This is a genomic window from Thermus caldifontis (assembly GCF_003336745.1).
Lineage (GTDB): Bacteria > Deinococcota > Deinococci > Deinococcales > Thermaceae > Thermus > Thermus caldifontis.
Genome location: NZ_QGMX01000003.1, coordinates 176,190 through 198,363 on the forward strand (window position 1 = coordinate 176,190; position 22,174 = coordinate 198,363).

The 22,174-nt window shown below is 65.4% G+C and carries 22 protein-coding genes and 3 tRNA genes; 16 read left to right on the forward strand and 9 right to left on the reverse strand.

The window, feature by feature from the left end; all coding sequences use genetic code 11:
• The first annotated feature begins 155 nt into the window (after positions 1-155).
• A complete protein-coding gene (locus tag DK874_RS06405) occupies positions 156-3,230 on the forward strand; it encodes a carboxypeptidase regulatory-like domain-containing protein (RefSeq protein ID WP_114313186.1) in 3,075 nt (1,024 codons plus the stop codon).
• 179 nt (positions 3,231-3,409) lie between these two features.
• Here the strand turns inward: DK874_RS06405 and DK874_RS06410 are convergent, their stop codons facing one another.
• From DK874_RS06410 to DK874_RS06440, 7 genes are all read right to left on the reverse strand, one after another.
• Positions 3,410-4,765, reverse strand: a complete 1,356-nt coding sequence (locus DK874_RS06410) for a S8 family serine peptidase (RefSeq protein WP_114313187.1) — start codon at positions 4,763-4,765, stop codon at positions 3,410-3,412.
• A complete protein-coding gene (locus tag DK874_RS06415) occupies positions 4,762-6,084 on the reverse strand; it encodes a carboxypeptidase-like regulatory domain-containing protein (RefSeq protein WP_114313188.1) in 1,323 nt (440 codons plus the stop codon). Before DK874_RS06415 ends, DK874_RS06410 begins: the two co-directional genes overlap by 4 nt.
• A gap of 8 nt (positions 6,085-6,092) precedes the next feature.
• Positions 6,093-7,418 (reverse strand): S-layer homology domain-containing protein, encoded by a 1,326-nt coding sequence (locus DK874_RS06420; RefSeq protein WP_114313189.1) that lies wholly within the window; start codon positions 7,416-7,418, stop codon positions 6,093-6,095.
• Positions 7,419-7,439: 21 nt separating this feature from the next.
• Positions 7,440-8,219 (reverse strand): enoyl-ACP reductase FabI, encoded by a 780-nt coding sequence (locus tag DK874_RS06425; protein ID WP_114313190.1) that lies wholly within the window; start codon positions 8,217-8,219, stop codon positions 7,440-7,442.
• A gap of 41 nt (positions 8,220-8,260) precedes the next feature.
• Positions 8,261-8,701 (reverse strand): PIN domain-containing protein, encoded by a 441-nt coding sequence (locus tag DK874_RS06430; protein WP_114313191.1) that lies wholly within the window; start codon positions 8,699-8,701, stop codon positions 8,261-8,263.
• On the reverse strand, positions 8,701-8,949 hold the full coding sequence (locus DK874_RS06435) for an AbrB/MazE/SpoVT family DNA-binding domain-containing protein (RefSeq protein WP_114313192.1): 249 nt from the start codon (positions 8,947-8,949) through the stop codon (positions 8,701-8,703). The genes DK874_RS06430 and DK874_RS06435 overlap by 1 nt, the downstream gene beginning before the upstream one ends.
• 94 nt (positions 8,950-9,043) lie before the next feature.
• Positions 9,044-9,316: a glutaredoxin family protein gene (locus DK874_RS06440; RefSeq protein WP_114313193.1), complete on the reverse strand. Its 273-nt coding sequence runs from the start codon at positions 9,314-9,316 to the stop codon at positions 9,044-9,046.
• A gap of 45 nt (positions 9,317-9,361) precedes the next feature.
• Here DK874_RS06440 and DK874_RS06445 point away from each other — a divergent pair, with 45 nt between their 5' ends.
• From DK874_RS06445 to fmt, 9 genes are read left to right on the forward strand one after another with little or no spacing between them, the layout of a single operon-like run.
• Complete coding sequence (locus tag DK874_RS06445) at positions 9,362-9,637, forward strand: AbrB/MazE/SpoVT family DNA-binding domain-containing protein (RefSeq protein ID WP_114313194.1); 276 nt, start codon at positions 9,362-9,364, stop codon at positions 9,635-9,637.
• On the forward strand, positions 9,634-10,029 hold the full coding sequence (locus tag DK874_RS06450) for a type II toxin-antitoxin system VapC family toxin (protein WP_114313195.1): 396 nt from the start codon (positions 9,634-9,636) through the stop codon (positions 10,027-10,029). Before DK874_RS06445 ends, DK874_RS06450 begins: the two co-directional genes overlap by 4 nt.
• Before the next feature lie 18 nt (positions 10,030-10,047).
• Complete coding sequence (zapE, locus tag DK874_RS06455; protein ID WP_114313272.1) at positions 10,048-11,019, forward strand: AFG1/ZapE family ATPase; 972 nt, start codon at positions 10,048-10,050, stop codon at positions 11,017-11,019.
• Between the two features lie 9 nt (positions 11,020-11,028).
• Positions 11,029-11,286 carry a hypothetical protein gene (locus DK874_RS06460; protein WP_114313196.1) on the forward strand — a complete coding sequence of 86 codons (258 nt, stop codon included), beginning with the start codon at positions 11,029-11,031 and terminating at the stop codon, positions 11,284-11,286.
• A complete protein-coding gene (locus DK874_RS06465) occupies positions 11,286-12,428 on the forward strand; it encodes a phosphopentomutase (protein WP_114313197.1) in 1,143 nt (380 codons plus the stop codon). Before DK874_RS06460 ends, DK874_RS06465 begins: the two co-directional genes overlap by 1 nt.
• 3 nt (positions 12,429-12,431) lie before the next feature.
• Positions 12,432-13,145 (forward strand): diadenylate cyclase CdaA, encoded by a 714-nt coding sequence (gene cdaA, locus DK874_RS06470; protein WP_114313198.1) that lies wholly within the window; start codon positions 12,432-12,434, stop codon positions 13,143-13,145.
• Positions 13,138-13,956 (forward strand): CdaR family protein, encoded by an 819-nt coding sequence (locus tag DK874_RS06475; protein ID WP_114313199.1) that lies wholly within the window; start codon positions 13,138-13,140, stop codon positions 13,954-13,956. The genes cdaA and DK874_RS06475 overlap by 8 nt, the downstream gene beginning before the upstream one ends.
• 5 nt (positions 13,957-13,961) lie before the next feature.
• Positions 13,962-14,537: a peptide deformylase gene (def, locus tag DK874_RS06480; RefSeq protein ID WP_114313200.1), complete on the forward strand. Its 576-nt coding sequence runs from the start codon at positions 13,962-13,964 to the stop codon at positions 14,535-14,537.
• On the forward strand, positions 14,534-15,448 hold the full coding sequence (gene fmt / locus DK874_RS06485; RefSeq protein ID WP_114313201.1) for a methionyl-tRNA formyltransferase: 915 nt from the start codon (positions 14,534-14,536) through the stop codon (positions 15,446-15,448). Before def ends, fmt begins: the two co-directional genes overlap by 4 nt.
• Positions 15,449-15,587: 139 nt before the next feature.
• On the opposite strand, the gene DK874_RS06490 is transcribed toward fmt, so the two are convergent.
• Together DK874_RS06490 and DK874_RS06495 are read right to left on the reverse strand one after the other, a co-directional pair.
• Entirely contained in the window at positions 15,588-17,264 is a 1,677-nt protein-coding gene (locus DK874_RS06490) for a hypothetical protein (RefSeq protein ID WP_114313202.1), read from the reverse strand.
• Positions 17,261-17,872 (reverse strand): hypothetical protein, encoded by a 612-nt coding sequence (locus DK874_RS06495; protein WP_114313203.1) that lies wholly within the window; start codon positions 17,870-17,872, stop codon positions 17,261-17,263. The genes DK874_RS06490 and DK874_RS06495 overlap by 4 nt, the downstream gene beginning before the upstream one ends.
• A 79-nt stretch (positions 17,873-17,951) precedes the next feature.
• Between DK874_RS06495 and DK874_RS06500 the strand changes: the two genes are divergently transcribed.
• From DK874_RS06500 to DK874_RS06525, 6 genes are all read left to right on the forward strand, one after another.
• Positions 17,952-18,025: transfer RNA gene (locus DK874_RS06500), tRNA-Gln, on the forward strand.
• Between the two features lie 6 nt (positions 18,026-18,031).
• A tRNA-Glu gene (locus DK874_RS06505) sits at positions 18,032-18,106 on the forward strand.
• A 21-nt stretch (positions 18,107-18,127) separates the two neighbouring features.
• A tRNA-Glu gene (locus DK874_RS06510) sits at positions 18,128-18,203 on the forward strand.
• A 132-nt stretch (positions 18,204-18,335) separates the two neighbouring features.
• A complete protein-coding gene (gene trxB / locus DK874_RS06515) occupies positions 18,336-19,313 on the forward strand; it encodes a thioredoxin-disulfide reductase (RefSeq protein ID WP_114313204.1) in 978 nt (325 codons plus the stop codon).
• Between the two features lie 8 nt (positions 19,314-19,321).
• Entirely contained in the window at positions 19,322-20,554 is a 1,233-nt protein-coding gene (locus tag DK874_RS06520) for a DUF4127 family protein (protein ID WP_114313205.1), read from the forward strand.
• A gap of 14 nt (positions 20,555-20,568) precedes the next feature.
• Entirely contained in the window at positions 20,569-22,173 is a 1,605-nt protein-coding gene (locus DK874_RS06525) for an HD domain-containing phosphohydrolase (RefSeq protein WP_114313206.1), read from the forward strand.
• The last annotated feature ends 1 nt before the right edge of the window (position 22,174 follow it).

The window sequence follows — 22,174 nt, forward strand, 5'->3', positions numbered from 1 at the left end:
CTTTGGCTTGACATGAGAGGGAGTTGTGCGTAAGATTAGCCTCGGATGCCAGGGGAAGCTCTCGAGCAAAGAGAGAAAAACCTAATCCTGGCGCCGGACCCAAAGGGGGAAACTCGGAAAACCCCGAAGGGAAAAGCACTAAGGAGGTGTACGGTATGAAGGGAGTAAGGCTAAAGGCTCTAGGTTTGGCCCTTCTCGGGGCGCTGGGGTTGCTGTTTGCGGGTTGCGGCCAACAGCAACCTGGCCAACCCCAGACGGGTACCCTCGAGGTCACCGTACAGGAGACCAACGGGGCGCCTATCCAGGGGGCTTCGGTGAGTGTGAACGGGGTCCCCGGAACCCAGCTCACCAACGCTCAGGGTAAGGCCTCCTTCACCCTGACGCCCGGGGACTATACCGTTAACGCTTCCAAAGCGGGTTATAACCCGGGGAGCACGCAGGCCACAGTGACCGCAGGCCAAACCGCTCAGGCCACCATCACCCTAACCAAGATCCAGACCCCTCCTCCTAGCGGGTATCGGATCGGCTCCATTGAGCTCCTCTCTGGCTTCCCCAAAGACGCCTCGGGGCTTCTCCCCCTTAACCAGGAGGAAAACCCCCACAAGGACGTTAACCTCTACGCCGCCCAGACGGAGGAGCCCGTCTGCTTCCGCTTCCAGGTGAAGGACGAGCAGGGCAACCCTGTGGGCGAGGGTGTGCGGGTGAAGGTGGAGAGCTTTGAGTACGGCGGGGTTACGGTGGACGTGTCCTTCGGCTGCGAGCCCAACCTCCAGGGCCGGGACTACGGCTACACCGATGCCCAGGGCCAGGTGTACTTCACGGTGAACGCGCTGTACAGCAACATTATTCAGAACGTCTTTTTGCCAGAGCCCATCAAGTTCACCGCCGTGGCCACCGACGAGCGCACCCAGACCGCGGCCCGCACGGAGTTCAAGGTCTGGTTCTTCAACATCTCCCACCTGTACTTTGCCCATGAGGAGGGCAACCAGCTTCCCTTCCAACCGGAAACCGCCCAAATGGCCCCCACCCGCACCGGCCACGACTTCGGCGCCATCACCAACATCTTCAACCAGAACCGCGACCTGATGGCCCACACCTTCACCAGCTTCGTGCGGCTCAAGCAGCCCGCCGGTGAGGCCTTCTATCCCGGTGCTTCCCTCCCTTGGGTGGACAACTCCACCTACGAGATGGTCTACACCCTGATGGGCGGGGACGTGAACGATGTGCAGTGGGTGGCGGGGTGCGATTCCGGCGCGGGCACCACCTGTGTGGACTTCAACGGCTCCGGGGTGGTCCTGAACCTGAAGCCTACGGTAACCCTCCAGGACCTGCCCAAGGAGGTGCAGGTCAAGGCCACTATGCGGGTGACGGTAGAGTACGGCGACAGCATCTACACCTTTGACCTCAAGGACTACACCTTCACCAAGCGCTGGGTGGGCGCCTACCTCACGGTGAACAAGTACGTGGACAACCACGTCCTCACCTGGTACGGCCCCGACCGCACGTTGAGCGCCTCCAGCCAGACCTTTGATGGCAACTACACCAGCACCGTCCACATCGTGGTGACCAACCCCTCCCAGTCCCCCATGTACAACGTCACCATCCGGGATGCCCTGCCCCCCGAACTGGGCGTGGTCACCAGCAAAATCACCGACAATGGCACCTACGACCCCGTCAACCACGTGGTCACCTGGAACTACAGCCAGTTCGCCGCCCTGCAGCAGGTGGACCCCGGGGAGACGGTGGAGGTGACCTTCCAGGTCTACGTGCGCCAGAAGCCGGGCTTCTGCGCAGATCCCAGCCTGGTGGGGCCGAACTACGTGGTGCCTGCCCTGTATGGGGCGGGTGGCATAGCTAGCCAAGCTGGGGCCAATGATTGCCAGAGGCCCTACGACGACCCCTACAAGGTCACCAATGGCCTCCAGATCAACGACGTTACCGCTTCCGGCTTCCTGCAACCCAACGGCCAAGGCCCGCAGCTGCTCTTTGACTACACCCCCGTGGCGGACGAGTCCGACATCTGGGCGGTGCGGCCCATCTTTGACATCGACAAGCAGCTGAAGAGCGCCTCCCCCATCACCCAGGGCGCTTCCGCCCTCTTTGAGATCGCCGTCACGCATGAGGACCGGACCGAAAGCGAGGCGGCCTATGGGGCGCTCGAGGCCCTTTACCCCTGGGAGTTTGGCGACAACACCCAGGGCACGGGCCACCGCTCCCCCACCTACCAGCTCCGCACCAACACCTACGCCCACGACCTGGAGGTGACGGACGCCTTTGAGGTGGGCCTGGACTTCACCGACGCCTCCGACTTCGTTGGGGCTGGCCTCCTCTCGGGTGGCGCGGCCCAGCCCTACGACCCCGTGGTGGGCAAGCGCTTTGAGTGGACCCCCATGAGCATCCAGGCGGGGAGCACGGTTACGGCGCAGATCTTCCTCACGGGCAACCTGCCTACCCCTGAGGATGAGGTTTGGGACAACTGCGCCTTCCTGGGTGCGCCCCAGCTGAACCAGCCTGCGAATGTGACCGGGACGGCCTACTACGGGCCGTGGGTTCCGGGCCGGGTGGTCTGGAGCAAGAACCAGCTCACCTACGCCACGGAGGTTACCGGCACAGACGGTAGCTTCAACACCAGCCCTGCCCTTAGCGACGCCGAGGTCCAGGGCCGCATCCACTCCTGCGCCGGCGTGGAGGTGGTGCCGCCGCCGCCCTCTCCCTACCTCTCCCTCACCAGCCACGGGGAGTACAACAGGGGTACAAATGGTTCCGATCCCTTCGCCGACCCCACCGGGACTCCTATCCCTGGCGACACCGTCAACAACACCAACCCCGGCGGTACCCCCACGGAGGGCATCCCCGTGAACAGCACCTTCTGGTACAAGGGCACCATCTTCAACACCGGTGCGGCGGACGCCACGGGCGTCACCTACACCGCCACCCTCACCGGGACCACCTACGTGAACTTCGTCAACTCCCCGGCGACCCGGATCTACGTCCTTGACGCTACCAACATAGTGCAGAGCATCCTTAGCCCGTCTACTTTCACCTCCACCAGCGTCACCTTCTCCGGCTTCAACATCCCCGCAGGCGGCCTGGCCCGGGTGGTGATCGAGGCCCGGGGCGTGGCGGTGGGCCAGCAGGAGTACTTCCGCCAGGAGGTCACCTACAGCAACAACACTTACCCGCAGCCCCTGCCCCTGGTGACCCAGGAGACTACCACCATCGCGCCTTAAGGCGTTAGGCCTTCTGCCCCCCGGGCCCACAGGGCCCGGGGGTTTTCTTTGGTCCAGGGGATGTGTGGTGTCTTGGAGGACCTACCTAGGAACCCCCTTTTGCGGATACCTGGCCCCGCAGGATGGTAACCGCTTGGGGTTTTCCGTGGGCAGAGTGGGGGACGGGTAACCCGGGGGTTTTAGGGAAGGAGCACGAAATGCTCCACCGTGCAGGCGTAGGAAAGGCTTAGGCCTTCCTCCACCTGGACCCAGCCAGCGCTTCCCAGGCCGCTTACCCTAAGCCGGTAGGCCCCAGGGGCCACCTGATATATCCTGGCCCGCCCCTGGCCGTCGGTGAGGAGGCGCAGAACCTCCGGACCCTCCAGGGCCACCTCCGCCTGGGCCACGGGGCGTCTCCCGATGGGGCTTTCCGGGTCCGGACGGAAGACCCGAAGCTGCAGGCAGGCGCCAAAGCCGTACTGGTCAAAGGGAGCCCCCAGGAGGCCGGCGGCATCCAGAAGGCCTTGGGACCTGAGGCCCCAGCGTAGGGGAAAGGGCCAGCGGTACCCTTGGGCCTGGACCAGGGCCAAGGCCCCGGCCACCAGGGGGGTGGCGAAGGAGGTACCGTCCCAAAAGGCTTGGCCCCCGCCTGGGATGGCGGTCAGGATCCTTTCACCGGGGGCTCCCACGGTGTACCAGGGCCCGAGGTTGCTAAAGGGGCTGGGCTGGCCTGCGGGACCTGTGGACCAGACCCCCACCACCCCGGGGTAGGCGGCAGGGTAGTAGGGCAGGGTGAGGCCTAGGTTGCCCGCCGCCGCCACCAGGCTCACCCCCCGTTCTATGGCGTAGACCACCGCATCGTAGAGGGCCTGGCTGTAGCCCAGCCCCCCCCAGCTCAGGGAGAGGACCTTGGCCCCGGCGTCCACCGCATAGCGGATGGCGCGGGCGGCGTAGAAGTCCCCGGGGTAGTCGGGCTGGAAAAGGCGCACCGGCAGGATGCGGGCCTTAGGGGCCAGGCCGTAAAGGGGCCCCTGGCCTGCCAGCAAGGCGGCCACGGCGGTGGCGTGGGGGTCGGGGGTGGGCCCGGGCAAGGGGATGGGGGCATCCGCTACCGGATCGTACCCGGGGAGGAGGCGGCCTTGGAGGGCAGGATGGCTGGGGTCGGGCCAGCCGTCCAGGAGAGCGATGACCGCTCCTTCCCCCTCGCTTGCCGCCCAGGCCTCGGGGGCGCGCACCGCCTCCAGAAACCATTGCCAGGGGTTGGGGGTGTTCTGGGGGGAAAGGGCTAGGGGGAGGGGTTGCCGCAGGCGTTCCCCCGCACCCAGGGGCTCCCGGTAGCGGATCCCTGGGCCTTCCCCAGGTGGCACGAGGAAGAGGGCCAGGCCTAAGGCGGGCTCCACGGCTAGCGGAGGGCCCAGCTCGTTCGTCAATCGGACCAGATCCTTCTCTTGGGCATAGCCCACCACCCAACCCCCGGATGGGCTCGTAGCCAGCCAGGGAACCTGGGTACAGGCCGCCAGGGCTCCGCCCAGGATTAGAAGAAGGACCCTCTTCATGGCCGTACCTCAAAGGTAGCGGTGGGGCCAGGGAAGGGTAGGCCCAGAACCTGCCCGGCCTGGTCCACGGCCAGGCTGTAGGCCCGGGGGTCTTCCCCCGAATCGGTGGCGTAGGCCAGGTATACGCCCCAGGTGTAGGTCCTTCCCGGGATCAGGGGGGGGCCAGCCCAGGGGATGAGGGTTTCGGAGGCAGGGCTTGGGGGGAAGAGGGTCACGCTGCTTCCCGTGTGGAGGTCAAAGAGCACCAGGCGCAGGGCCAGGGGTCCGGGAAGCCCGGGGGACAAGCCCACCCGGAAGCTGGGGGTAGGTGGGGCCGTCCCTAGGGGTTCCAAAAGGGTCATGTGAAGGGGGGACAGGGGGGTTGTGCAGGCCTGGGAAATGAGGGGTGGACCCGTGGTCACCACGGTTTCCAGGCGGTAACAAACCTCCTGTCCCGGCCCGAGGTCGGGGCCCTGGTCGTAGGCCTCCCCCAAGAAGGGAGGGTACTGGCCTACAAGCCTCTCCCCCTGGAATAGGCGGTAGCCTAGGGCATAGGGTACAGGCTCCCAGGTGAGATGCACGAAAATGCCTGGCGGACGCTCCCCCAGGTTGAGGGCTTGCAGGGGCTGGGATAGCGTGAAGGCGATGGCTTTAAGGGGTGGCGGGGCTGCTGGGTCCTGGCCTGTGGAAGCGCCCAGCCGGACCGGGAGCAAGAGGTGGGTGCGGTTGTTGTTGGCATCGTACGCCACCACGTGGAGGGTTGTGGGTCCGGGTGGACCCGAGGACAGGCTGGGGGGAAGGGTCAACCATCCGGTATCCGCGGTCTGGTCCCACACCAGCTGGCCGGGGGCGGCCAGGGGCAGGGTGGGGGGGCTACCCAGCCGGACCATGATCTTCTGGATGGGTAAGCTGCCAGAGGTCCTGATGCGCACGCTCTGTCCGGCCGCCAGCAGGGAACCAGCCGGAATGCCTTCCAGGTACAGGCTGGGAGCGCTTTTGGGCCAACCGGGGTAGAAGGCGGGAAGGAGGATGGGGTCAAACCGGCTGGCGGTGCCCACGACCAGCCCTTCTATGCGACTGGCCGCATACCCTTCCCGCTCCACCTGGGCGGAATAGGTTCCCTGGGGCAAGGTGATGCGGTAGAAGCCTTGGGCATCGCTTTGGGTGTGAAAGGTTCCCCAGGGGGAGCGCAGGGTTATCCCGGCTAAAGGAACGAGGGGACGGGTGGGACCTTCCTGGACGTATCCTTCCAGCTTTCCGGAGGGAGGGGGCTGAAGGTAGCAGGCCCCCAATAGGGCTATGCCTAGAAAGAGCAGAAAGGAAGAGCCCACTGCTCTCATGATGGAAGCTACGGCCTAAAGGCCAGGCCAAAGGCCAAGGTGGAGCGCTGGCCCATCTGGCCGTCAAAGAGGTAGCGCTGGTGCCCCTCCAGGAAAACGCTCAGGTTAGGTACCACCCGCACCCCGGCCCCGATGAGGAGCTGGCCGAAGGGTGTCCCCTCCAGGTAGAGGCCCCCGCCCACCCCGAAGTAGCCGTCCAGGTCCCCGTAAGAGGCGCGGAAGGTGAGGTCCAGGCTGGCGAGGCCCTGGCTGGGCTCTGCGAAGGGGGCTTCGTAGGCCAGGCGGAGGCCCAAGGGTCCCAGGAGGGCGTCGTGGCCCAGGAGAAGCCGGCCGAACCACTCCCCGGTGACGTCGCCCCGGTAGCCGGCCAGGCCCAGGTAAAGGGGAAGGCGGCTTGGGGTAAGGGTGCGCTTCAGGGAGGCCACCTCCTCCTCTAGGGCCTGCAGCCGGCCCTCGGCATGGGCCTGGCGCTCTTCCAAAGCCCTTAGGCGGTTCTCCAGGGCCTTTAGGCGGTTTTCCTGGTCCGAAAGCCCTTCCTCCAGGGCCCTAAGGCGAGGCTCCAGGGCCTGGAGACGGGCCTGGGCCTCCTCGGCCAACTTCCGGGCCTCCGGTAGGTCCTTTAGGCGCTCTTCCAGCCCCTTAAGGGCCTCCTGCTGGGCGCTCCGGGCCCCTTCCAAGGCAGCCAAGCGGTCTTCTAGACCCTTTTGGGCGGCTTTAAGGGCTTCCTTCTCCGCCTTCAGGGACTCCAGTTCCTTGGGTTCCACCTGGGGCCTGCCCTCCAGGGCCTTGAGTTGCCTTTCCAGCTCTTTGAGGTCCTCCTGGACCCTTCTAAGGTCTTCCTCCAGGGACCGGGCTTGCAAGGCTTTTTGGGCGGCCTCGAGGCCCTTTTGGGCTTCCTCCCGGGCCTTAAGGCGTTCCTCCAGCTGCTTCAGGGCCTCCTCCAAGGGGCGGGTGTCAGCCTGGGGTTGGCCTTCCAGGGTTTTGAGGCGCTCCTCCAATGCCTTGGCTTCTTCCTTAAGACCGGCCATCTGCTGGCTTTGGTCGGCAAGTTCTTCCTGGAGGCGCTTCACCACAGAGAGGAGGCGGTCCACCTCCTCCGGGGAAAGCCGGTCCAGGCCGTAGGCGGCCAAGAGGCGGTAGAGGGCTAGGGCGGCTTCCTGCCGGGTCAAGGGTTCCCGCCAGCGGAAGGTGCCGTCGGGGTAGCCGATGAAAACCCCTTTGGCTACCAGGAGTTCCACCGCTTCCCGGGCCCAAGGGGCGGCCGGTGGGTCTTGGATCTCTTGGGCTAAGACCAAACCTAGGGACACCACGAGGAGGATCCAGAGGCGGCTCATGCCCACTATTGTATCAATACCTTACTCCAGCTCCATCCCCATGATGTGGTACCCGGCGTCCACGTAGACCACCTCCCCGGTGATGCCGCCCGAGAGGGGGGAGAGGAGGAATAGCCCCAGGTTCCCCACCTCCTCCTGGGTGATGTTGCGCCTAAGGGGGGCCACCTGGGCCACCCGGTCGTACATCTTGGTGAAGCCTGGGATGCTCCTGGCGGCCACGGTGCGCACGGGTCCGGCGGAGATGGCGTTCACCCGCACCCCCTTGGGGCCAAGCTCGTGGGCCAGGTAGCGGACGCTGGCTTCCAGGGCCGCCTTGGCGATGGCCATCACGTTGTACCGGGGCACCACCTTTTCGCTGGCGTAGTAGGTGAGGGTGACCAGGCTTCCCCCCTCCTTTAGGAGGGGTTCTGCCCGCTTTGCCACGGCCACCAGGGAGTAGGCGGAGACCTCGAGGGCCAAGAGCCAGTCCTGGCGCCGGGTGTCCAGGTAGCGGCCCTCCATGGCCTCCCTTGGGGCGAAGGCGATGGCGTGGACCAGGTAGTCCAGTTCCCCCCAGGTTTCCTTGATCCCAGCGAAAAGCTGGTCCAGCTCCTCGTCCCGGGTTACGTCCGCTTGGAAGGTGAGGGCCTTTAGGGGGGCGGCCAGCCGCTCCACCTCCTCCTTAAGCCTTTCCCCTTGGTAGCTGAAGGCCAAGGCCGCCCCTGCCTGGTGGAGCTTTTCCGCGATGGCATAGCCCAGGCTCCGCTGGTTGGTGACGCCCATGATGAGGGCCTTCTTGTCCGAAAGGTCCAGGGTGAGCATGGGGGGATTATACCCAAGGGAGCAAGGCTAAGGGACTAGGCTTACGAAGGGGGCCTTTGCCCTTCTGCCTTTTGCAGAAGCACGAACCAGGCCTCTTTCAGGGAGAGCACCCATACCCCCCGGACTTTACGCCCCATAAGGGGGCCGAAATGTTTGCGGTCACCGGTGACCAGGAGGTCGGCCTTGGCCGCCCAGGCCGCGGCAAGGACAGGGGCGTCTTTGGGAGGTAAGCCCTGCCTGAGGGCCTGGTGGACTAGCCGGGCTGGGGCCTCGGGGACCAGGACTACCCCTAGGAAAAGTTCCTCAAAAAGAGGCCAGGTCTCGGGCCGTTTAAGGAGTAGGTTGCGCCTCGCCTCCTCCAGAGCGTGGGGAGAGGTTAGGAGCTGGGCTTCCGCCCGTTTGGCCAGGGGGAAGAGGCTTCGGGCTCTCCCCTCCTGCCAAGCGGCGGCAAAGAGAACGTTGGCATCAAGGAAGAGGCGCATCAACCCTCGCCCAGAACCTTAGCTAGGCGCTCTTTTTCCTCCAGGGTAAGGCGATCCTCCTCCAGGAACTCCTGGATGCGGTTTTGGGAATAGATCTCTATGGGATAAACCCCGGCCGGCTTGAGCACGATGGTCCCTTCGGGGGAAAGTTCCACTAGAAAATAGGCCTCGCCCTCGAGGCCCAAGGCCTTGAGGAAGCGCTTGGGGATGGAGATCTGCCCTTTGCGGCTAAGCTTTACCAGCTCCATGTACCCAGTTTACCCGATATTCCAAAAGCTTGGTTTCCTGGTTTTTGGCAAGTTACACGGTGGGATCCAGACCCGTTAGTGCCGGCCGGTAGGGTCAGCCGGGATGGGAGGGCGAGGTTGGCCCGGCCTGGTACTTGGCCAGCCAGGCGTTGAGGGTGGCCGGGGATACCCCGCGGATGGCCTCCACCTTCCCGTTCCACTCCAGGACCACCCCGGCGGTGGGGCTGCCCACCAGCTCGCTGATCTTCCTGGCCGCTTTGGGATCCTGCCGGGCGTTGACGAACTCAAAGGGGATGCCCTTTTGCACCAGGAACATCTTCACGATCTCGCAGGGGCCACAGCCGGGGATGCCGTAAAGCCGCACCATACTCCCTCATGGTACCATGGCTTTCCTGGGTGGTACCATGAGAGCATGGCGCAAGTGGCGGAAAAAACCCAGTTTGTGGTACTGGTGGGCTCTAAAGGCCGGGTGGTACTCCCGGCGGAGGTTCGGGAGGCCTTGGGGCTTAAGGAGGGGGACCCAATTCTCCTCCGCCGCCGCCAGGATGGCTCCTTCGAGCTGGTGAGCTTCCGCCAGGTAGCCCACCGGGCCCGCGGCCTCCTCAAAGGCCTGTCCCCAGGGGTGAGCCTGGTGGATGAGCTGATCCGGGAGCGGCGGGAGGAGGCCAGGAGGGAGGAGCTGGAGTGAAGGCAGTGCTGGATGCCTCGGCCTTGTTGGCCCTGATTTTGGATGAACCCGGAGCCCAACGGGTGGAGGAGGCCTTAGCCGGAGGGGCGGCCATCAGCGCCGTAAACCTTGGGGAGGTGCTTTCTAAAGTTGCGGAACGGGGGTGGGATCCCCAGGAGGTTCAGGAGCGGTTGAGGGGGGAAGGTATTCTAGAGGCCCTTAGGGTCTTCCCCTTCACCGAGGAGGATGCCCTTTGGGTGGCCCGTCTTCGTCCCCTCACCCGCCCCTTGGGGCTTTCCCTGGGGGATAGGGCCTGTCTGGCTTTGGCCCAGCGCCTGAGCCTGCCGGCCCTTACCGCCGACGTTAACTGGCGTGGTCTTTCCCTAGGGGTGGCCGTGGAGGTGGTGCGCTAGCTGGCTAGAATGGAGGCCATGCGCCTGGTGGACCGCCACCCCGAGGTGGATTTGGAAAGGCTCCTGCGAAGCTTTGCGCCCCCGCCCCGTTTTCAGTCTGCCACCTTTGCCACCTACCGGCCCGATCCCCGCTATCCCTCTCAGACCCTGGCCAAGGAGCGCCTGCGACGATGGGTCAAGGACCGGCCTAAGGGCTTCTTCCGGTCCCGGCTTCCCGGGCCGCAAGGGCTCTACCTGGACGGGGGCTTTGGCGTGGGGAAGACCCACCTCCTGGTGGCGGCCTATTGGGAGGCCCCTCCTCCGAAGGCCTTCCTTACCTTTGAGGAGCTCACCTACACCCTGGGCCTGATGGGGCTAAGGGAGGGGGCCAGGCGTTTCGCTGGCTTGCGCTACCTCTTCCTGGACGAGTTTGAGCTGGACGACCCCGGCAACGCCCAGATGGTCACCCACTTCCTGGCCCTCACCATGGACAAGGGCCTAAGGGTGGCTACCACCTCCAATACCCCGCCCGGCGCCTTAGGGGAGGGGCGCTTCCACGCCGACCAGTTCCGGCACCAGATCCAAGGCCTGGCCCGGCGCTTCGCCGTGGAGCGCATCGAGGGGGAGGACTTCCGCCACCGCCATCCGGAGCGGTGGCCCGCCCTCCTTTCCGATGCCGAGCTCCTGGCCCTCTACCGGGAAGACCCTCGCCGTAAGACCCTGGACGACTTTCCCAGCCTTCTCGCCCACCTCTGCACCCTCCATCCCATCCGCTACCGCTATCTCCTAGAGGGGGTGGAGGTCCTCTACCTAAGGGGCCTCGAGGCCATCCCCGACCAGAACGATGCCCTCCGCTTCGTGCACTTCGTGGACCAGGTGTACAACCTTAAGGTGGCCTTGCGGGCCTCCGGTGCACCTCTAAAGGAGCTTTTCCCCGAAGATTACCGCCACGGGGCCTTCGCCAAGAAGTACGGGCGGGTCCTTTCCCGGTTGGCGGAGCTTTTGGGGTAGCATGGGGGCATGGACCTGGCAGAAAGGCTTGCTGAGATGGCCCAGGCCCTATCCCAGGCCAGCGCTGCGGTGGGGATCCTCGAGGCCATAGAGGAAGTGTTGGACGATTACCAGGATGGGGAGCTTTCCCTGGAGGAGGCCATGGAGGAGATCCAGGGCCTGGTGGAGGAGTTCCAGGCGGTCCGGGCCCTTTCCGAGATGACCCCGGAGGAGCTGATGGCCCTGGCGGAGGAGGAAGAGGAGGAAGAAGGGGGCTTGCGGTCTTAATGAAGGTGACAGCCATCGTCCTGGACTCGGTGGGCCTGGGGTATCTGCCGGACGCCGCCCTTTTTGGGGACGAGGGGGCGGATACCCTGGACCACACGGTGCTGAAGACCGGGGTGGAGCTTCCCCACCTGGCCGCTTTGGGCCTGGGATGGGTGAAGGGGGTCCACACCCTGCCCCGGCCTGAGCCCCAAGGGGCCTTTGGCCGCATGCGGGAGGTGAACCCCGGCAAGGACACCACCACCGGGCACTGGGAGTTCGTGGGGGTGTACCTGGAAAAGCCCTTCCGCACCTATCCTGAGGGTTTCCCCGAGGAGCTCCTTAGGGCTTGGGCCGAGGCCATCGGGGTAGGGGGGTGGCTTCTCAACCGTCCCTACTCCGGCACCGAGGCCATCCGGGACTACGGCGAGGCCCACCTCAGGACCGGCTTTCCCATCGTCTACACCTCGGCGGATAGCGTCTTCCAGGTGGCGGCCCACCTGGAGGTGGTTCCCCTGGAGGAGCTCTACCGCTTCTGCCAGGTGGCCCGGGAGATGCTTAAGGGGGAGCACCAGGTGGCCCGGGTGATTGCCCGGCCCTTCGCCGGGGAACCGGGGAACTTTTACCGGCGGGAGGATTTGCGGAAGGACTTTGCCCTGGAGCCTCCCCGGAATGTCCTGGACCTTCTTAAAGAGGGGGGCCTCGAGGTGGTGGGGGTGGGGAAGATCCCCGACATCTACGCCCATAGGGGCTTCACCCGGGAGGTGAAAACCCGGGATAACGCCGACGGTCTGGAGAAGACCCTAAGCCTTATGGAGGAGCCCTTTTCCGGCCTGGTCTTCACCAACCTGGTGGACTTTGACGCCAAGTACGGGCACCGGAGGAACCCCCACGGCTACGCCCGGGCCCTTAAGGAGGTGGACGATTTCCTTCCCCGCCTCCTGGAAGCCCTGGGCCCTGAGGACCACCTCTTTTTGGTTTCCGACCACGGCAACGACCCCACCTTCTTCGGCACCGACCACACCCGGGAGTATGGGATGCTCCTCTGGGTGGGTCCTGGGGTGAAGGGGGAGCTGGGTACCCGGGAGAGCTTCGCGGATCTGGGGGCCACCTGGGCTAGGCTTTTTGGCCTTACCTGGGAGGGCCCGGGAAAGAGTTTGCTATAGGCCATGCCCCTCACCTGGCGCGACCTCCTGGACATCCTCCTGGTAGCCATCCTCTTCTATTACCTTTGGCGCCTTATGGCGGGAACCCGGGCCCTGAACCTGGTGCGGGGGGTCTTGGTTTACTTGGCGGTTTGGTTTCTGGCCAGCCTTCTTGGGCTTTCCACCCTCTCCTGGCTTTTGGGGAACGCGGCCACCCTGGGGGCCTTTGCCCTGATCGTGGTCTTCCAGCCGGAACTCAGGGGGCTTTTGGAGCGCATCGGTCGGGCCCAGGGGCCCAGGGCCCCTTCCTTGGCCCTGGAGGAGCTCCTTTTGGGCCTAGCCCGGCTTTCGGAAAGGCGCTACGGGGCCATCCTGGCCCTGGAACGGCGCACGCCTTTGGGGGAGTATGCGGCCACAGGGGAGGTGTTGGAGGCCCGGCTTTCCGCGCGGTTGTTGCAAACGGTGTTTTATCCCGGGACCCCCTTGCACGACGGCGGGGCCATCCTGAGGGGGGATCGGCTTTTTGCCGCGGGGTGTGTCTTTCCCCTTTCCGAGGTCCGGATGGGCCTGGGCACCCGGCACCGGGCGGCCTTGGGGCTTTCCGAGGTTTCCGATGCCCTGGTGATCGTGGTGAGCGAGGAAACGGGGGCCATCAGGCTGGCCGAGGGGGGAAGGCTTTCCCCGCCCATGAGCCTCGAGGCCCTGAGGGAACGGCTCAAGGAGGTGCTCCGTGCGTGACTGGGCGGGCTTCCTCCTCGCCCTTTTGGCGGCCTCCGCCGTCTGGTACTCCCTAAGGGAGAGGGCTCCGGTGGTGGAGCGGGCGGTAAGCGTGCCCCTGCAGGTGGTGGGCCTGGGAGGGGAGCGCACCGCGGAGGGGGTACCCAAGGAGGTCCTGTTGCGCCTAAGGGGGCCAGCCCCCCTGGTGGAGGGGGCCAGGCTTCCCGTGTCCGCCTACCTGGACCTCTCCGGGGCCGAGGGGGCCTTTTCCCGGGAGGTGCGGGTGGCCGTGCCCCAGGGGGTGGAGGTCTTGGAGATCCGCCCCGCCCGGGTGGAGGGCCGGGTGGAGGCCATCCTCACCCGCACCCTCCCGGTGGAGGTCCTTTCCCAAGGTGCCTGGGTGGAAACCCAGCCCGCCTTCGTGGAGGCCAAGGGACCGAGGAGCCGGGTGGAGGAGGCGGTGGTGGCCCTGGGCCTGGACCTGGGAGGGGAGACGGTGGCCCTCACCGCCTTTGGCCCCCAGGGGCCCCTTCTTGGGGTGGAGCTTTCCCCGGCCCAGGTGCAGGTGGTGGGGCGGGAGGTTCCCCTTTTCCGCAAGGAGGTCCCCCTGGTCCTTAAGCCCCCGGCGGGCCTTAAGGTGCTGGACTACGCCCCCAGGACCGTGGAGGTGGTGGGGCCCAAGGAGGCCTTGGCGGATTTGCTTCAGGTGGAGGCCAGGCCCCAGGGGGGCTTTCGCCCTGGGGAGGTTTCCGGGCCGCTTCTCCTCACCCTGCCCCCGGGGGTGAGGGTTCTCGGGGAGGTTTTGGGAAAGGTGCGGCTTGCGCTAGAATAGGTAGGATGATCTACCCCATCCGCCTTTACGGGGATCCAGTATTGCGCAAGAAAGCCCGGCCCGTTCAGGACTTTAAGGACCTCAAGAAGTTGGCCGAGGACATGCTGGAGACCATGTTTGCGGCCCGGGGCGTGGGCCTGGCCGCACCCCAGATTGGGCTTTCTGAGCGCCTTTTCGTGGCGGTGGAGTACGCCGACGAGCCCGAGGGGGAGGAGAGGCCCCTAAGGGACCTGGTGCGCCGGGTCTATGTGGTGGCTAACCCCGTGATCACCCACCGGGAGGGCCGGATGGAGGGCCTGGAGGGTTGCCTTTCCCTCCCCGGCCTTTACGCCGAGGAGGTACCCCGGGCGGAGCGGATCCGGGTGGTCTTTCAGGACGAGGAGGGAAAGGAGCGCACCCTGGAGCTGGAAGGGTATATGGCCCGGGTCTTCCAGCACGAGGTGGACCACCTGGATGGCATCCTCTTCTTTGAACGCCTCCCTAAGGCCAAGCGGGAGGCCTTTTTGCAGGAGAACCGGGCGGAGCTGGCCCGGATGCAGAAGGAAGCCAGGGCCCTTTTGAAGGAGCTTTCCCAGGGATGAGGGTGGCCTTTTTCGGTACGCCCGCCTGGGCGGTGCCGGTGCTGGACGCCTTAAACCGCCACCACCAGGTGGTGCTGGTGGTCACCCAGCCGGACAAGCCCAAGGGCCGGGGCCTGAAGCCCGCCCAGAGTCCGGTGGCGGAGTACGCCCTGGCCCATGGGCTTCCCCTTCTCAAGCCCCAGCGCCTCAAGGGGAATCTGGAGTTTTTGCAGGCCTTCCGCCAAGCGGCGCCGGAGGTGGCGGTGACGGCGGCCTATGGCAAGATCCTCCCCAAGGAGGTCCTCGAGGTTCCCCCCTATGGCTTTCTGAACCTCCACCCCTCCCTCCTTCCCAAGTACCGCGGCCCAGCCCCGGTGCCCTGGGCCCTGATCCAGGGAGAGAAGGAAACCGGGGTGGCCATCATGAAGACCGAGGAGGGCCTGGACACCGGCCCTCTTTACGCCCTTTGGCGCACGGAGATAGGCCCCGATGAGGATGCGGTGGCCCTTTCCGAGCGGCTTAGGGATAAGGGCATTGAGCTTCTCCTTTGGGTTTTGGAAAACCTTCCTCACCTCACCCCCACCCCCCAGGAGGGGGAGCCCTCCTATGCCCCCTTGCTCACCAAGGAGGAAGGGCGCATCCGTTTTACGGATAGCGCCCAGGCCATCTACAACCGCCACCGGGGGGTGCAGCCCTGGCCGGGAAGCCACTTCTTCCATGGGGGCAAGCGGGTTAAGGTCCTAAGGATGCGCCCTGAGCCCGGTGTGGGGGAGCCTGGGGTGGTGGAGAGGGTGGAGCGGGAAGGGGTCGTGGTGGGTACCGGGGAGGGGCTCATCCGGCTTGTGGAGGTGCAGCCTGAGGGTAAACGCCCCATGCCCGCCGCCGACTGGGCGCGGGGGTATGGGGTAGGGCCAGGTACCCGGTTGGAATGAGGGGTCCTGGCGAGGGCAGAGGGAGGGGTGCTGCCCACCCTCCGTGGCGGGGTGGCGTCATGCCCCTCATTCCTTAGGTACTCCCGCAGTAGGGCCTTTCCGGGGTCCCCACCCAGGCTTGGGCCTGGGTGGGGTGACATTAGAACTCCTCGTCCCACTCCACGATGGTTTCGCTGGTGAGGGTGGTGGCGGAGGGTTTCTGCTCCGCAAGGGTGGCCACCTCCCTGCCCCGTTCCTTCAGAAGGCCAAACTGGGCGGCGATGCCCCTTAAGCCCGCTCCGGCGAAGGCCACCACCAGGAAGATGGCGTTCCCCCAGGCCAGGTAAGGCACCAGGCCTTGGCCGATGGAGAGGTTGCTCAAGAAGGCTAGAAAGGGCGTACCCCCGTAGTCGGCCATGATGGCGCCGAAGTAGGAGAGCCCCTCCACCACGATGGGTAGGAAGAGGAAGAGAAAGGCCAGGGCCAGCAGGTTCCAGTAGACATTTCGCCCACCAAAGGTGAGGCGGATTAGGTAGAGGGGAAAAAGGCTTAAGGCCGCGGCCAGGAGAAAGAGGACGGCCCGGGGGATGCCTGCGCTCTGGGTAACCCAAAGCTTGAAGGAAAGCCAAGGGGTAGCGGCTGGGCCTTGGCTAAACTGCATTTTTAGCTCCTCGAGGCCTTCGTATACGGCGAACACATCCAAGGTGCGTATGCCGGTGGCGGTGGAGAGGTGGATTAGGCTGGAGGCGATCTGCCCGGTGAGGCTGGGGTTGACCAGGGAGAAAATGGGTTCCAGTTGGATTTGGAACCGCCATAGGGCCCTTTCCAGGTGTTCCCGGGCCAGGTTTGGGTTAGCCCTTCCGAGTGCATTGGCCGCAAGCCCCACCTCCAGTAGGGCCTGGTCCAGAACCTCTAAAAGCTCGAAGGTATAGTTGTACCCCAGCTCGTAGGCTTGGCGGCGCAAGCTCTGGGCAGTATTGGGGTCCATCCAGACAGGGGTGCGAAAGGTTTCCACTCCCTGGGGTTCTGGTGATGAGGGTGGGGGAGGGGTGGGAGGGGAAGAGGGCACGGAGGAGGAAACCGGAGGCAGAGAGTTTGAGGAAGGGGAGGTGGTAGGGGGTGGAGCAGGGATCTCGGGTTTGGGTTGACGCAAGCTAGATCGCCATGCGCTCGCCCTTTGGCCCATTGCCGTCACCTCGGGCCGGAAGTCCTCCCCCCCGGAAACCTTAGCCAACGCCTGGATGAAGTCCTGGGCCTTAAGGGTGCTTTGGGGGCTATCCTGGATCACCAAAAAGCGGGCGTAGGCCCGGGCCAGGGCCAGATAGGCCTGGGGGCGGGAGGAAGCGGAAAGGGCTTGGCTCAGGTCCTCAGCCAGGAGCTGAAGGTAGGCGGCTTCCATCTGGAGCCGGGCTTCCTCGGAGGGGCGGTTTTCCACCCCCTGGACCCGGGCCTGCCTCAGGCCCGTGGCCCGGATGAGCCGGCTTAGGTACAGGGGTTTTTCGGTGGCTTTGGCCTGGAAAAAGCCGTCGTAAAGGGCCTTGCCCAGAAGGTGGCGCACCAGGAGAAGGCGGGCCTCGAGGTCCACCCGGCTTTGCTTGAGCACCGCCTGCCGGGCATCCTGCAGGTGCAGGAGGGTGGCGTCGCGCAACACGGGGGGAAGCCCTTCGCTTTCCTGGCGCAGAAGGCTTTGCGCCCGGTCCAGGGCGGAAAGGGCCTGGGTGGGGTTTTCCAGGCGCACCTGCCTGAGGGTTTCCTCCAGGCGGTCATAGAGCTGGGGCAGGGGGGCGGCCAAGGCCAAAAGGCCAAGGAACAGGGCTAGGGCAAACCATCGTTTCATCCGCTGACCTCCGCTAGGGATATGAGCCGCCTTAAGGCGTGGAGCAGGCGGCCGATGTTGGCTTCCTTTCTGGCAAGAAGGCCGATGTATCCCTGGGCCAGGGGCCTTAGGGCCACGATTTCCCTCTCCAAAAGGGCATAGAAGATCCCGTAGCCCTGGCGCCGGAGGAGGGGGTAGGCCAGGTCCAAGGGCACGGGTTCCCCGGAGAAAAGCTCCTCCTTGCCTCCATTTCCGGCCACCACCACCCCTGTTACCCCCTCCAGGCGGGCGAGCCTTCTCGCCAGTTGCTGGCGGGCTCTAGGGTCCTCGAGGTCCACCGCCTCTAGGGGGAGCTCCTCTTCCTCGGCTTCGGGGGCCTCAGCTTCCGCTATCGGGAAAGAGGCCTGTTCCCTCCATTCCCGCGCCAAGGCCTTGAGCTCCGGGGGCATTTCCCGGAAGGGAAGGAGGCGGCGGAGCTCAGGCCAGAGGGTTTCCTCTAGAAGGCGCGCCCACTCCCCGGGGGAGGTGGGCCTCCTCTGGGCCAGGGCCCGCCTCACCAGGTTTTCCGCGGCCTGGCGGGAGACATATTGGCTCAGAACTTGCAAAAGGCTTTCCTCGTTGGACGCCATAGGAGGACACCCTGGGGCTTGCCAATCTGCCCTTCAAAGTGTACCATAACCTCTGCCCGAGGGATCGGGCAAGCGCCGCTGGGGTGTCGTCTAACGGCAGGACAGCGGACTCTGGATCCGCCGGTCGTGGTTCGAGTCCACGCACCCCAGCCAAAACCTGGCCCCATCGACTAGTGGTTAGGTCACCGCCCTTTCAAGGCGGCGGCGGGGGTTCGAGTCCCCCTGGGGTCACCAGAAGCAGTCCGAGCCGCGCATGGCCCCATCGTCTAGAGGCCTAGGACACGGCCCTCTCAAGGCCGAGACGGGGGTTCGAATCCCCCTGGGGTCACCAGATGCGGCTCGGATTGCTTTTATGCCTGGGCCAGATTTCCCTTGACGGATGCCCTGGTCTTGGGGGAAACTGGATGGGCTATACCCCCGCTGGGTATGTGGGGGTGTAACCTGGACAAAGGAGGAGGGATCCATGGAGTTCACCCTCACCGGGCTTGCGGGAAGCGGGGAAAAGGAGGAACGGTACGATGTGGTCATTATCGGCGGGGGGCCTGCGGGCCTTACCGCGGGGATTTACGCCGGGCGGGCCCAGCTCAAGACCGTCATCCTGGAAAAAGGCCTCCCCGGGGGGCAGATCGCCCAGACCGACGAGGTGGAGAACTACCCGGGCTTCCCCGAGGGCATCTCCGGGCCGGAGTTGGCGGGCCGCATGGTGCAGCAGGCGGAGAAGTTTGGGGCGCGGATCGTCATGGACGAGGTCCTGGGCCTCGAGGCCCAAAACGGGGGCTTTCTGGTGCGGGGGTTTGAGCGCGCCTACTTCGGGCGCGTGGTCATCATCGCCACCGGCGCCAATCCCAGGAAGCTCGGGGTGCCCGGAGAGGAGAAGTTCTATGGCCGGGGGGTTTCCACCTGCGCCACCTGCGACGGCTTCTTCTACCGCGACAAGGAGGTGGTGGTGGTGGGCGGCGGGGATGCGGCCGTGGAGGAGGGGCTTTTCCTTACCAAGTTCGCCCGCAAGGTAACCCTCATCCACCGCCGGGATGAGCTAAGGGCCAACAAGGTGGCCCAGGCTCGGGCTTTCCAGAACCCCAAGATGCACTTCCTCTTCTCCCACATCGTCACCGAGATTCTGGGGGAGGACCAGGTCACGGGGGTTAGGCTGAAGAACCTAAAAACCGGGGAGGAGTACGTCTACCCCACGGATGGGGTCTTCGTCTTCATCGGCCACGAGCCCAACACCTCCTTCCTCAAGGGGGTGGTGGAGCTAAGGTCCGACGGCTACGTGGCGGTGCGGGATGAGGTCTTCACCTCGGTGCCCGGCATCTTCGCCGCTGGGGATGTGGCCGACCCCATCTACCGCCAGCTCACCACCAGCGTGGGGGCAGGCACCCGGGCGGCCATGATGGCGGAGCGCTACCTGGCGGAGGCCCACGAGAAGGTGAAACCCTAGGGCCTAGGGTGCGGGGCCTGGTACTGGCGCTTTTCCTTTGGGGTTTGGGCCTGGCCCAGGCCTCCATCTTTTACCTTCCCCTGGACGACCGCCCCCCCAACTGGGCCCCTTGCACCTGGGGCCTGGTGGCCTGCCCGCCCAAGGAGGCTTACCGTGGGCCTCTTGGGGCGGATCTCCAGGCCCTGAGGGTTTGGCTCCTCGCTGCCCCGGGAGAGAGGCTTGTGGCCAGCCTGGATGCCCTAGCCTACGGGGGTCTCCTGCAAAGCCGGCACCTGCCCCTGGCCCCAGAGGATGCCCTGGCCCGGCTTGGGCCCTTGCTCTCCTGGAGGGTGCGCCAGGGGGGAGAGCTTCTCCTTTTCGGGGTGGTGCCCCGGTGGGACGCCACCTGGAGGCAAAGGAACCTGGCCGTGTTGCAGGCCTTGACCTCCTGGGCGAGACTTCCTGGGGTCTACCTCGAGGCGGTTTGGGACGACGCCCTGAGGAACTCCCCTGCCCCCAAAGAGGCCAAAGCCCTTTCCTACCCCAGCCGTCCGGGGGCGGACGAGGCGGGACAAGTCCTTCTCCTAAGGGCCTTAAGGCCCGGCCTTAAGGTGGCGGTGGTCTACGAGGAGGAGGCCCTGGAGGGGCGCACTACCCCCTATGAGGGCCTACCCTTGCGGGATACGGTGACCGGGGTGCTCCAGAGCGCCCTGGCCCAAAGGGTTTCCCTGGAAGAGGGGCCCGACCTGGTCCTTTACGTCTACGGGGGTCGGAATCCCAGGAGGGCCACCCAGGACCTCCTCCGCCTCATGCCCCGCTTTCCCGTGGCCCTGGCGGATCTTTCCCGGGTGAACCGCGGGGATGCGGGCCTCATGGCTTACCTGGAAGGCCTGGGGCTTTACCCTCGCCTTGCCGCTTACGCCGCCTGGGGTACTCCCGCCAACAACCTGGGAAGCGCCCTGGCCCAGGGGGGGCTTTTTCTTAGGGATCGGCAAGGAAGGCTTGGGCGCCTGGCCGAGGCCTACTTCGCCTACTGGTGGGGGGAGGTGGGCCGCCCCTGGATGCGGGCCCGTTTCCCTGAGCCCTTGTCCGTGGAGGCCCAAAGGGTGGCGGCCCTTTGGCCGTACCTGGAGCTAGAGGGGTACCGGGTGGACCTCGAGGACCTACGCTTCCCCTGGGAGAGGTCCTTTGAGGCCGAGGTCCGCCTAGAGTTGGTTGCCCTTTCCCCTGGGCTTGCGGGCAGGGTCCGGCTTACCTGGTAAAGTGTAGTCCCGTGATGGTCCCTGGTCATCCCGGAGAACCCCATGGCGTAAGCCTCGAGGTGCGGGAGCTAAGGCGCCTCCAGGCCTTGGCCGAGGCCTGGCGTATCCTCGCTCCTTTGGAGCGGCCGGAGGAGGTGTACCGGGCCGTGGTGGAAACCGCCAAGAAGGCCACGCGGGCCGTCTCTGTTCTCCTCTTTCTCCACCGTCCCCAGGAGGATGCGCTGGAGCTGGTGGCGGCCGCGGGCCTCAGCCAGGACAAGGTGGGCCTTAAGCTCCCCAGGGGAAAGGGGATCTCCTGGGCAGTGTTGGAGAAGGGAGGGCCCCTCTACCTGGCGGACGTGACCCGGGAGCCTCGGGTCATCTTTCTTTCCGGCAGACCCCAACCTGGGGTTTACTTAGGCGTGCCCTTGCGGGATACCCAGGGTCGGGTTTTTGGGGTGCTTTCCATGGATACCGCCGGCGGGGTAGGGGAGATTCTGCCCGAGGAGGAGGCTTGGATCCGGGCCTTGGCGGAAGCGGCAGGCTTGGTCTTGGCCCGCATAGAGGCTTTGGAGAAGGCGAAGGCGGAGGCTGAACGGGCCCAGGCTCTTCTGGAACTTTCCTTGGCCTTGGAGGCTACCCGGGACCCTTTGGCCATGGCCCAGGAGGCCCTGGAGACCCTCCTCCGCCTGACCCCTTACCATGCGGGGGCCCTTTACCTTTTTCAGGAGGGAACGGTTAGGCCTGCCGTGCTCTCAGGAGGGTACCCCGAGGACTTTCCCCGGCTTTACGAGGAGCATCCCATCCGCTTTGGGCAAGGGCTCCTGGGCCACCCCAGGCTTTGGGAAGGGCCGGTGTATGTGGAGGACTATGCCCGTTTTCCCGGGGCCCTGAGGCCCTATGGGGAAAAGGGGCTTCGCTCTGCTCTTTTGGTGCCTCTTAAGCCTGAAGGTAAGCGGTACGGGGTGCTGGCCCTGGGCTCGTTCCGGGAGGCGGTGCCCTACTCTTCTGAGGACGAGAAGGTCTTGCGCCTGGTAGCCCGTAGGCTCGAGGAGGCCTTGGAGCGCCTTTCCCACCTCGGAACCCTAAACCTTACCCGGGAGGCTGCCCTGAAGGCCCTGGCCCGGGTCCTGGAGTACCGGGACCTGGAGACCAAGGGGCACACGGAGCGGGTGGCGGAACTCTCCTTGCGCCTGGGGAAGGCGGTGGGGTTTCCCGACCTGGAAGGCCTTCGCCTGGGGGCCTACTTTCACGATTTGGGCAAGCTGGCCCTGCCCGACGAGGTCTTGCGCAAGCCTGCAGCCCTCTCCACCGGGGAGTGGCGGCAGGTGAAAACCCACCCCGAGGTGGGCCTGGAGATCCTCAAGAACCTGCCCTTCCTTCCCAAAACCGCCTTGAACGTGGTCCTCTACCACCATGAACGGTGGGACGGTTCGGGGTACCCGAAGGGATTAAAAGGGGAGGAAATCCCCTTGGAGGCCCGCATCTTTGCGGTGGCGGATGTCTACGATGCCCTCATTTCCGAAAGGCCCTATAAACGGGCCTGGACCCCAGAGGAAGCGCAAGGAGAGCTCCGGGCCCAGGCCGGCAAGGGCCTGGACCCTAAGCTGGTGGCGGTGTTTTTGGACCTAGTTCGTTAGC

Bases quoted from the DNA above. Each gene is read 5' to 3' on its own strand.
- DK874_RS06405 (WP_114313186.1), top strand. From the start codon at position 156: ATGAAGGGAGTAAGGCTAAAGGCTCTAGGTTTGGCCCTTCTCGGGGCG.
- DK874_RS06410 (WP_114313187.1), bottom strand. From the start codon at position 4,765: ATGAAGAGGGTCCTTCTTCTAATCCTGGGCGGAGCCCTGGCGGCCTGT.
- DK874_RS06415 (WP_114313188.1), bottom strand. From the start codon at position 6,084: ATGAGAGCAGTGGGCTCTTCCTTTCTGCTCTTTCTAGGCATAGCCCTA.
- DK874_RS06420 (WP_114313189.1), bottom strand. From the start codon at position 7,418: ATGAGCCGCCTCTGGATCCTCCTCGTGGTGTCCCTAGGTTTGGTCTTA.
- DK874_RS06425 (WP_114313190.1), bottom strand. From the start codon at position 8,219: ATGCTCACCCTGGACCTTTCGGACAAGAAGGCCCTCATCATGGGCGTC.
- DK874_RS06430 (WP_114313191.1), bottom strand. From the start codon at position 8,701: ATGCGCCTCTTCCTTGATGCCAACGTTCTCTTTGCCGCCGCTTGGCAG.
- DK874_RS06435 (WP_114313192.1), bottom strand. From the start codon at position 8,949: ATGGAGCTGGTAAAGCTTAGCCGCAAAGGGCAGATCTCCATCCCCAAG.
- DK874_RS06440 (WP_114313193.1), bottom strand. From the start codon at position 9,316: ATGGTGCGGCTTTACGGCATCCCCGGCTGTGGCCCCTGCGAGATCGTG.
- DK874_RS06445 (WP_114313194.1), top strand. From the start codon at position 9,362: ATGGCGCAAGTGGCGGAAAAAACCCAGTTTGTGGTACTGGTGGGCTCT.
- zapE (WP_114313272.1), top strand. From the start codon at position 10,048: ATGCGCCTGGTGGACCGCCACCCCGAGGTGGATTTGGAAAGGCTCCTG.
- DK874_RS06460 (WP_114313196.1), top strand. From the start codon at position 11,029: ATGGACCTGGCAGAAAGGCTTGCTGAGATGGCCCAGGCCCTATCCCAG.
- DK874_RS06465 (WP_114313197.1), top strand. From the start codon at position 11,286: ATGAAGGTGACAGCCATCGTCCTGGACTCGGTGGGCCTGGGGTATCTG.
- cdaA (WP_114313198.1), top strand. From the start codon at position 12,432: ATGCCCCTCACCTGGCGCGACCTCCTGGACATCCTCCTGGTAGCCATC.
- def (WP_114313200.1), top strand. From the start codon at position 13,962: ATGATCTACCCCATCCGCCTTTACGGGGATCCAGTATTGCGCAAGAAA.
- fmt (WP_114313201.1), top strand. From the start codon at position 14,534: ATGAGGGTGGCCTTTTTCGGTACGCCCGCCTGGGCGGTGCCGGTGCTG.
- DK874_RS06490 (WP_114313202.1), bottom strand. From the start codon at position 17,264: ATGAAACGATGGTTTGCCCTAGCCCTGTTCCTTGGCCTTTTGGCCTTG.
- DK874_RS06495 (WP_114313203.1), bottom strand. From the start codon at position 17,872: ATGGCGTCCAACGAGGAAAGCCTTTTGCAAGTTCTGAGCCAATATGTC.
- trxB (WP_114313204.1), top strand. From the start codon at position 18,336: ATGGAGTTCACCCTCACCGGGCTTGCGGGAAGCGGGGAAAAGGAGGAA.
- DK874_RS06525 (WP_114313206.1), top strand. From the start codon at position 20,569: ATGGTCCCTGGTCATCCCGGAGAACCCCATGGCGTAAGCCTCGAGGTG.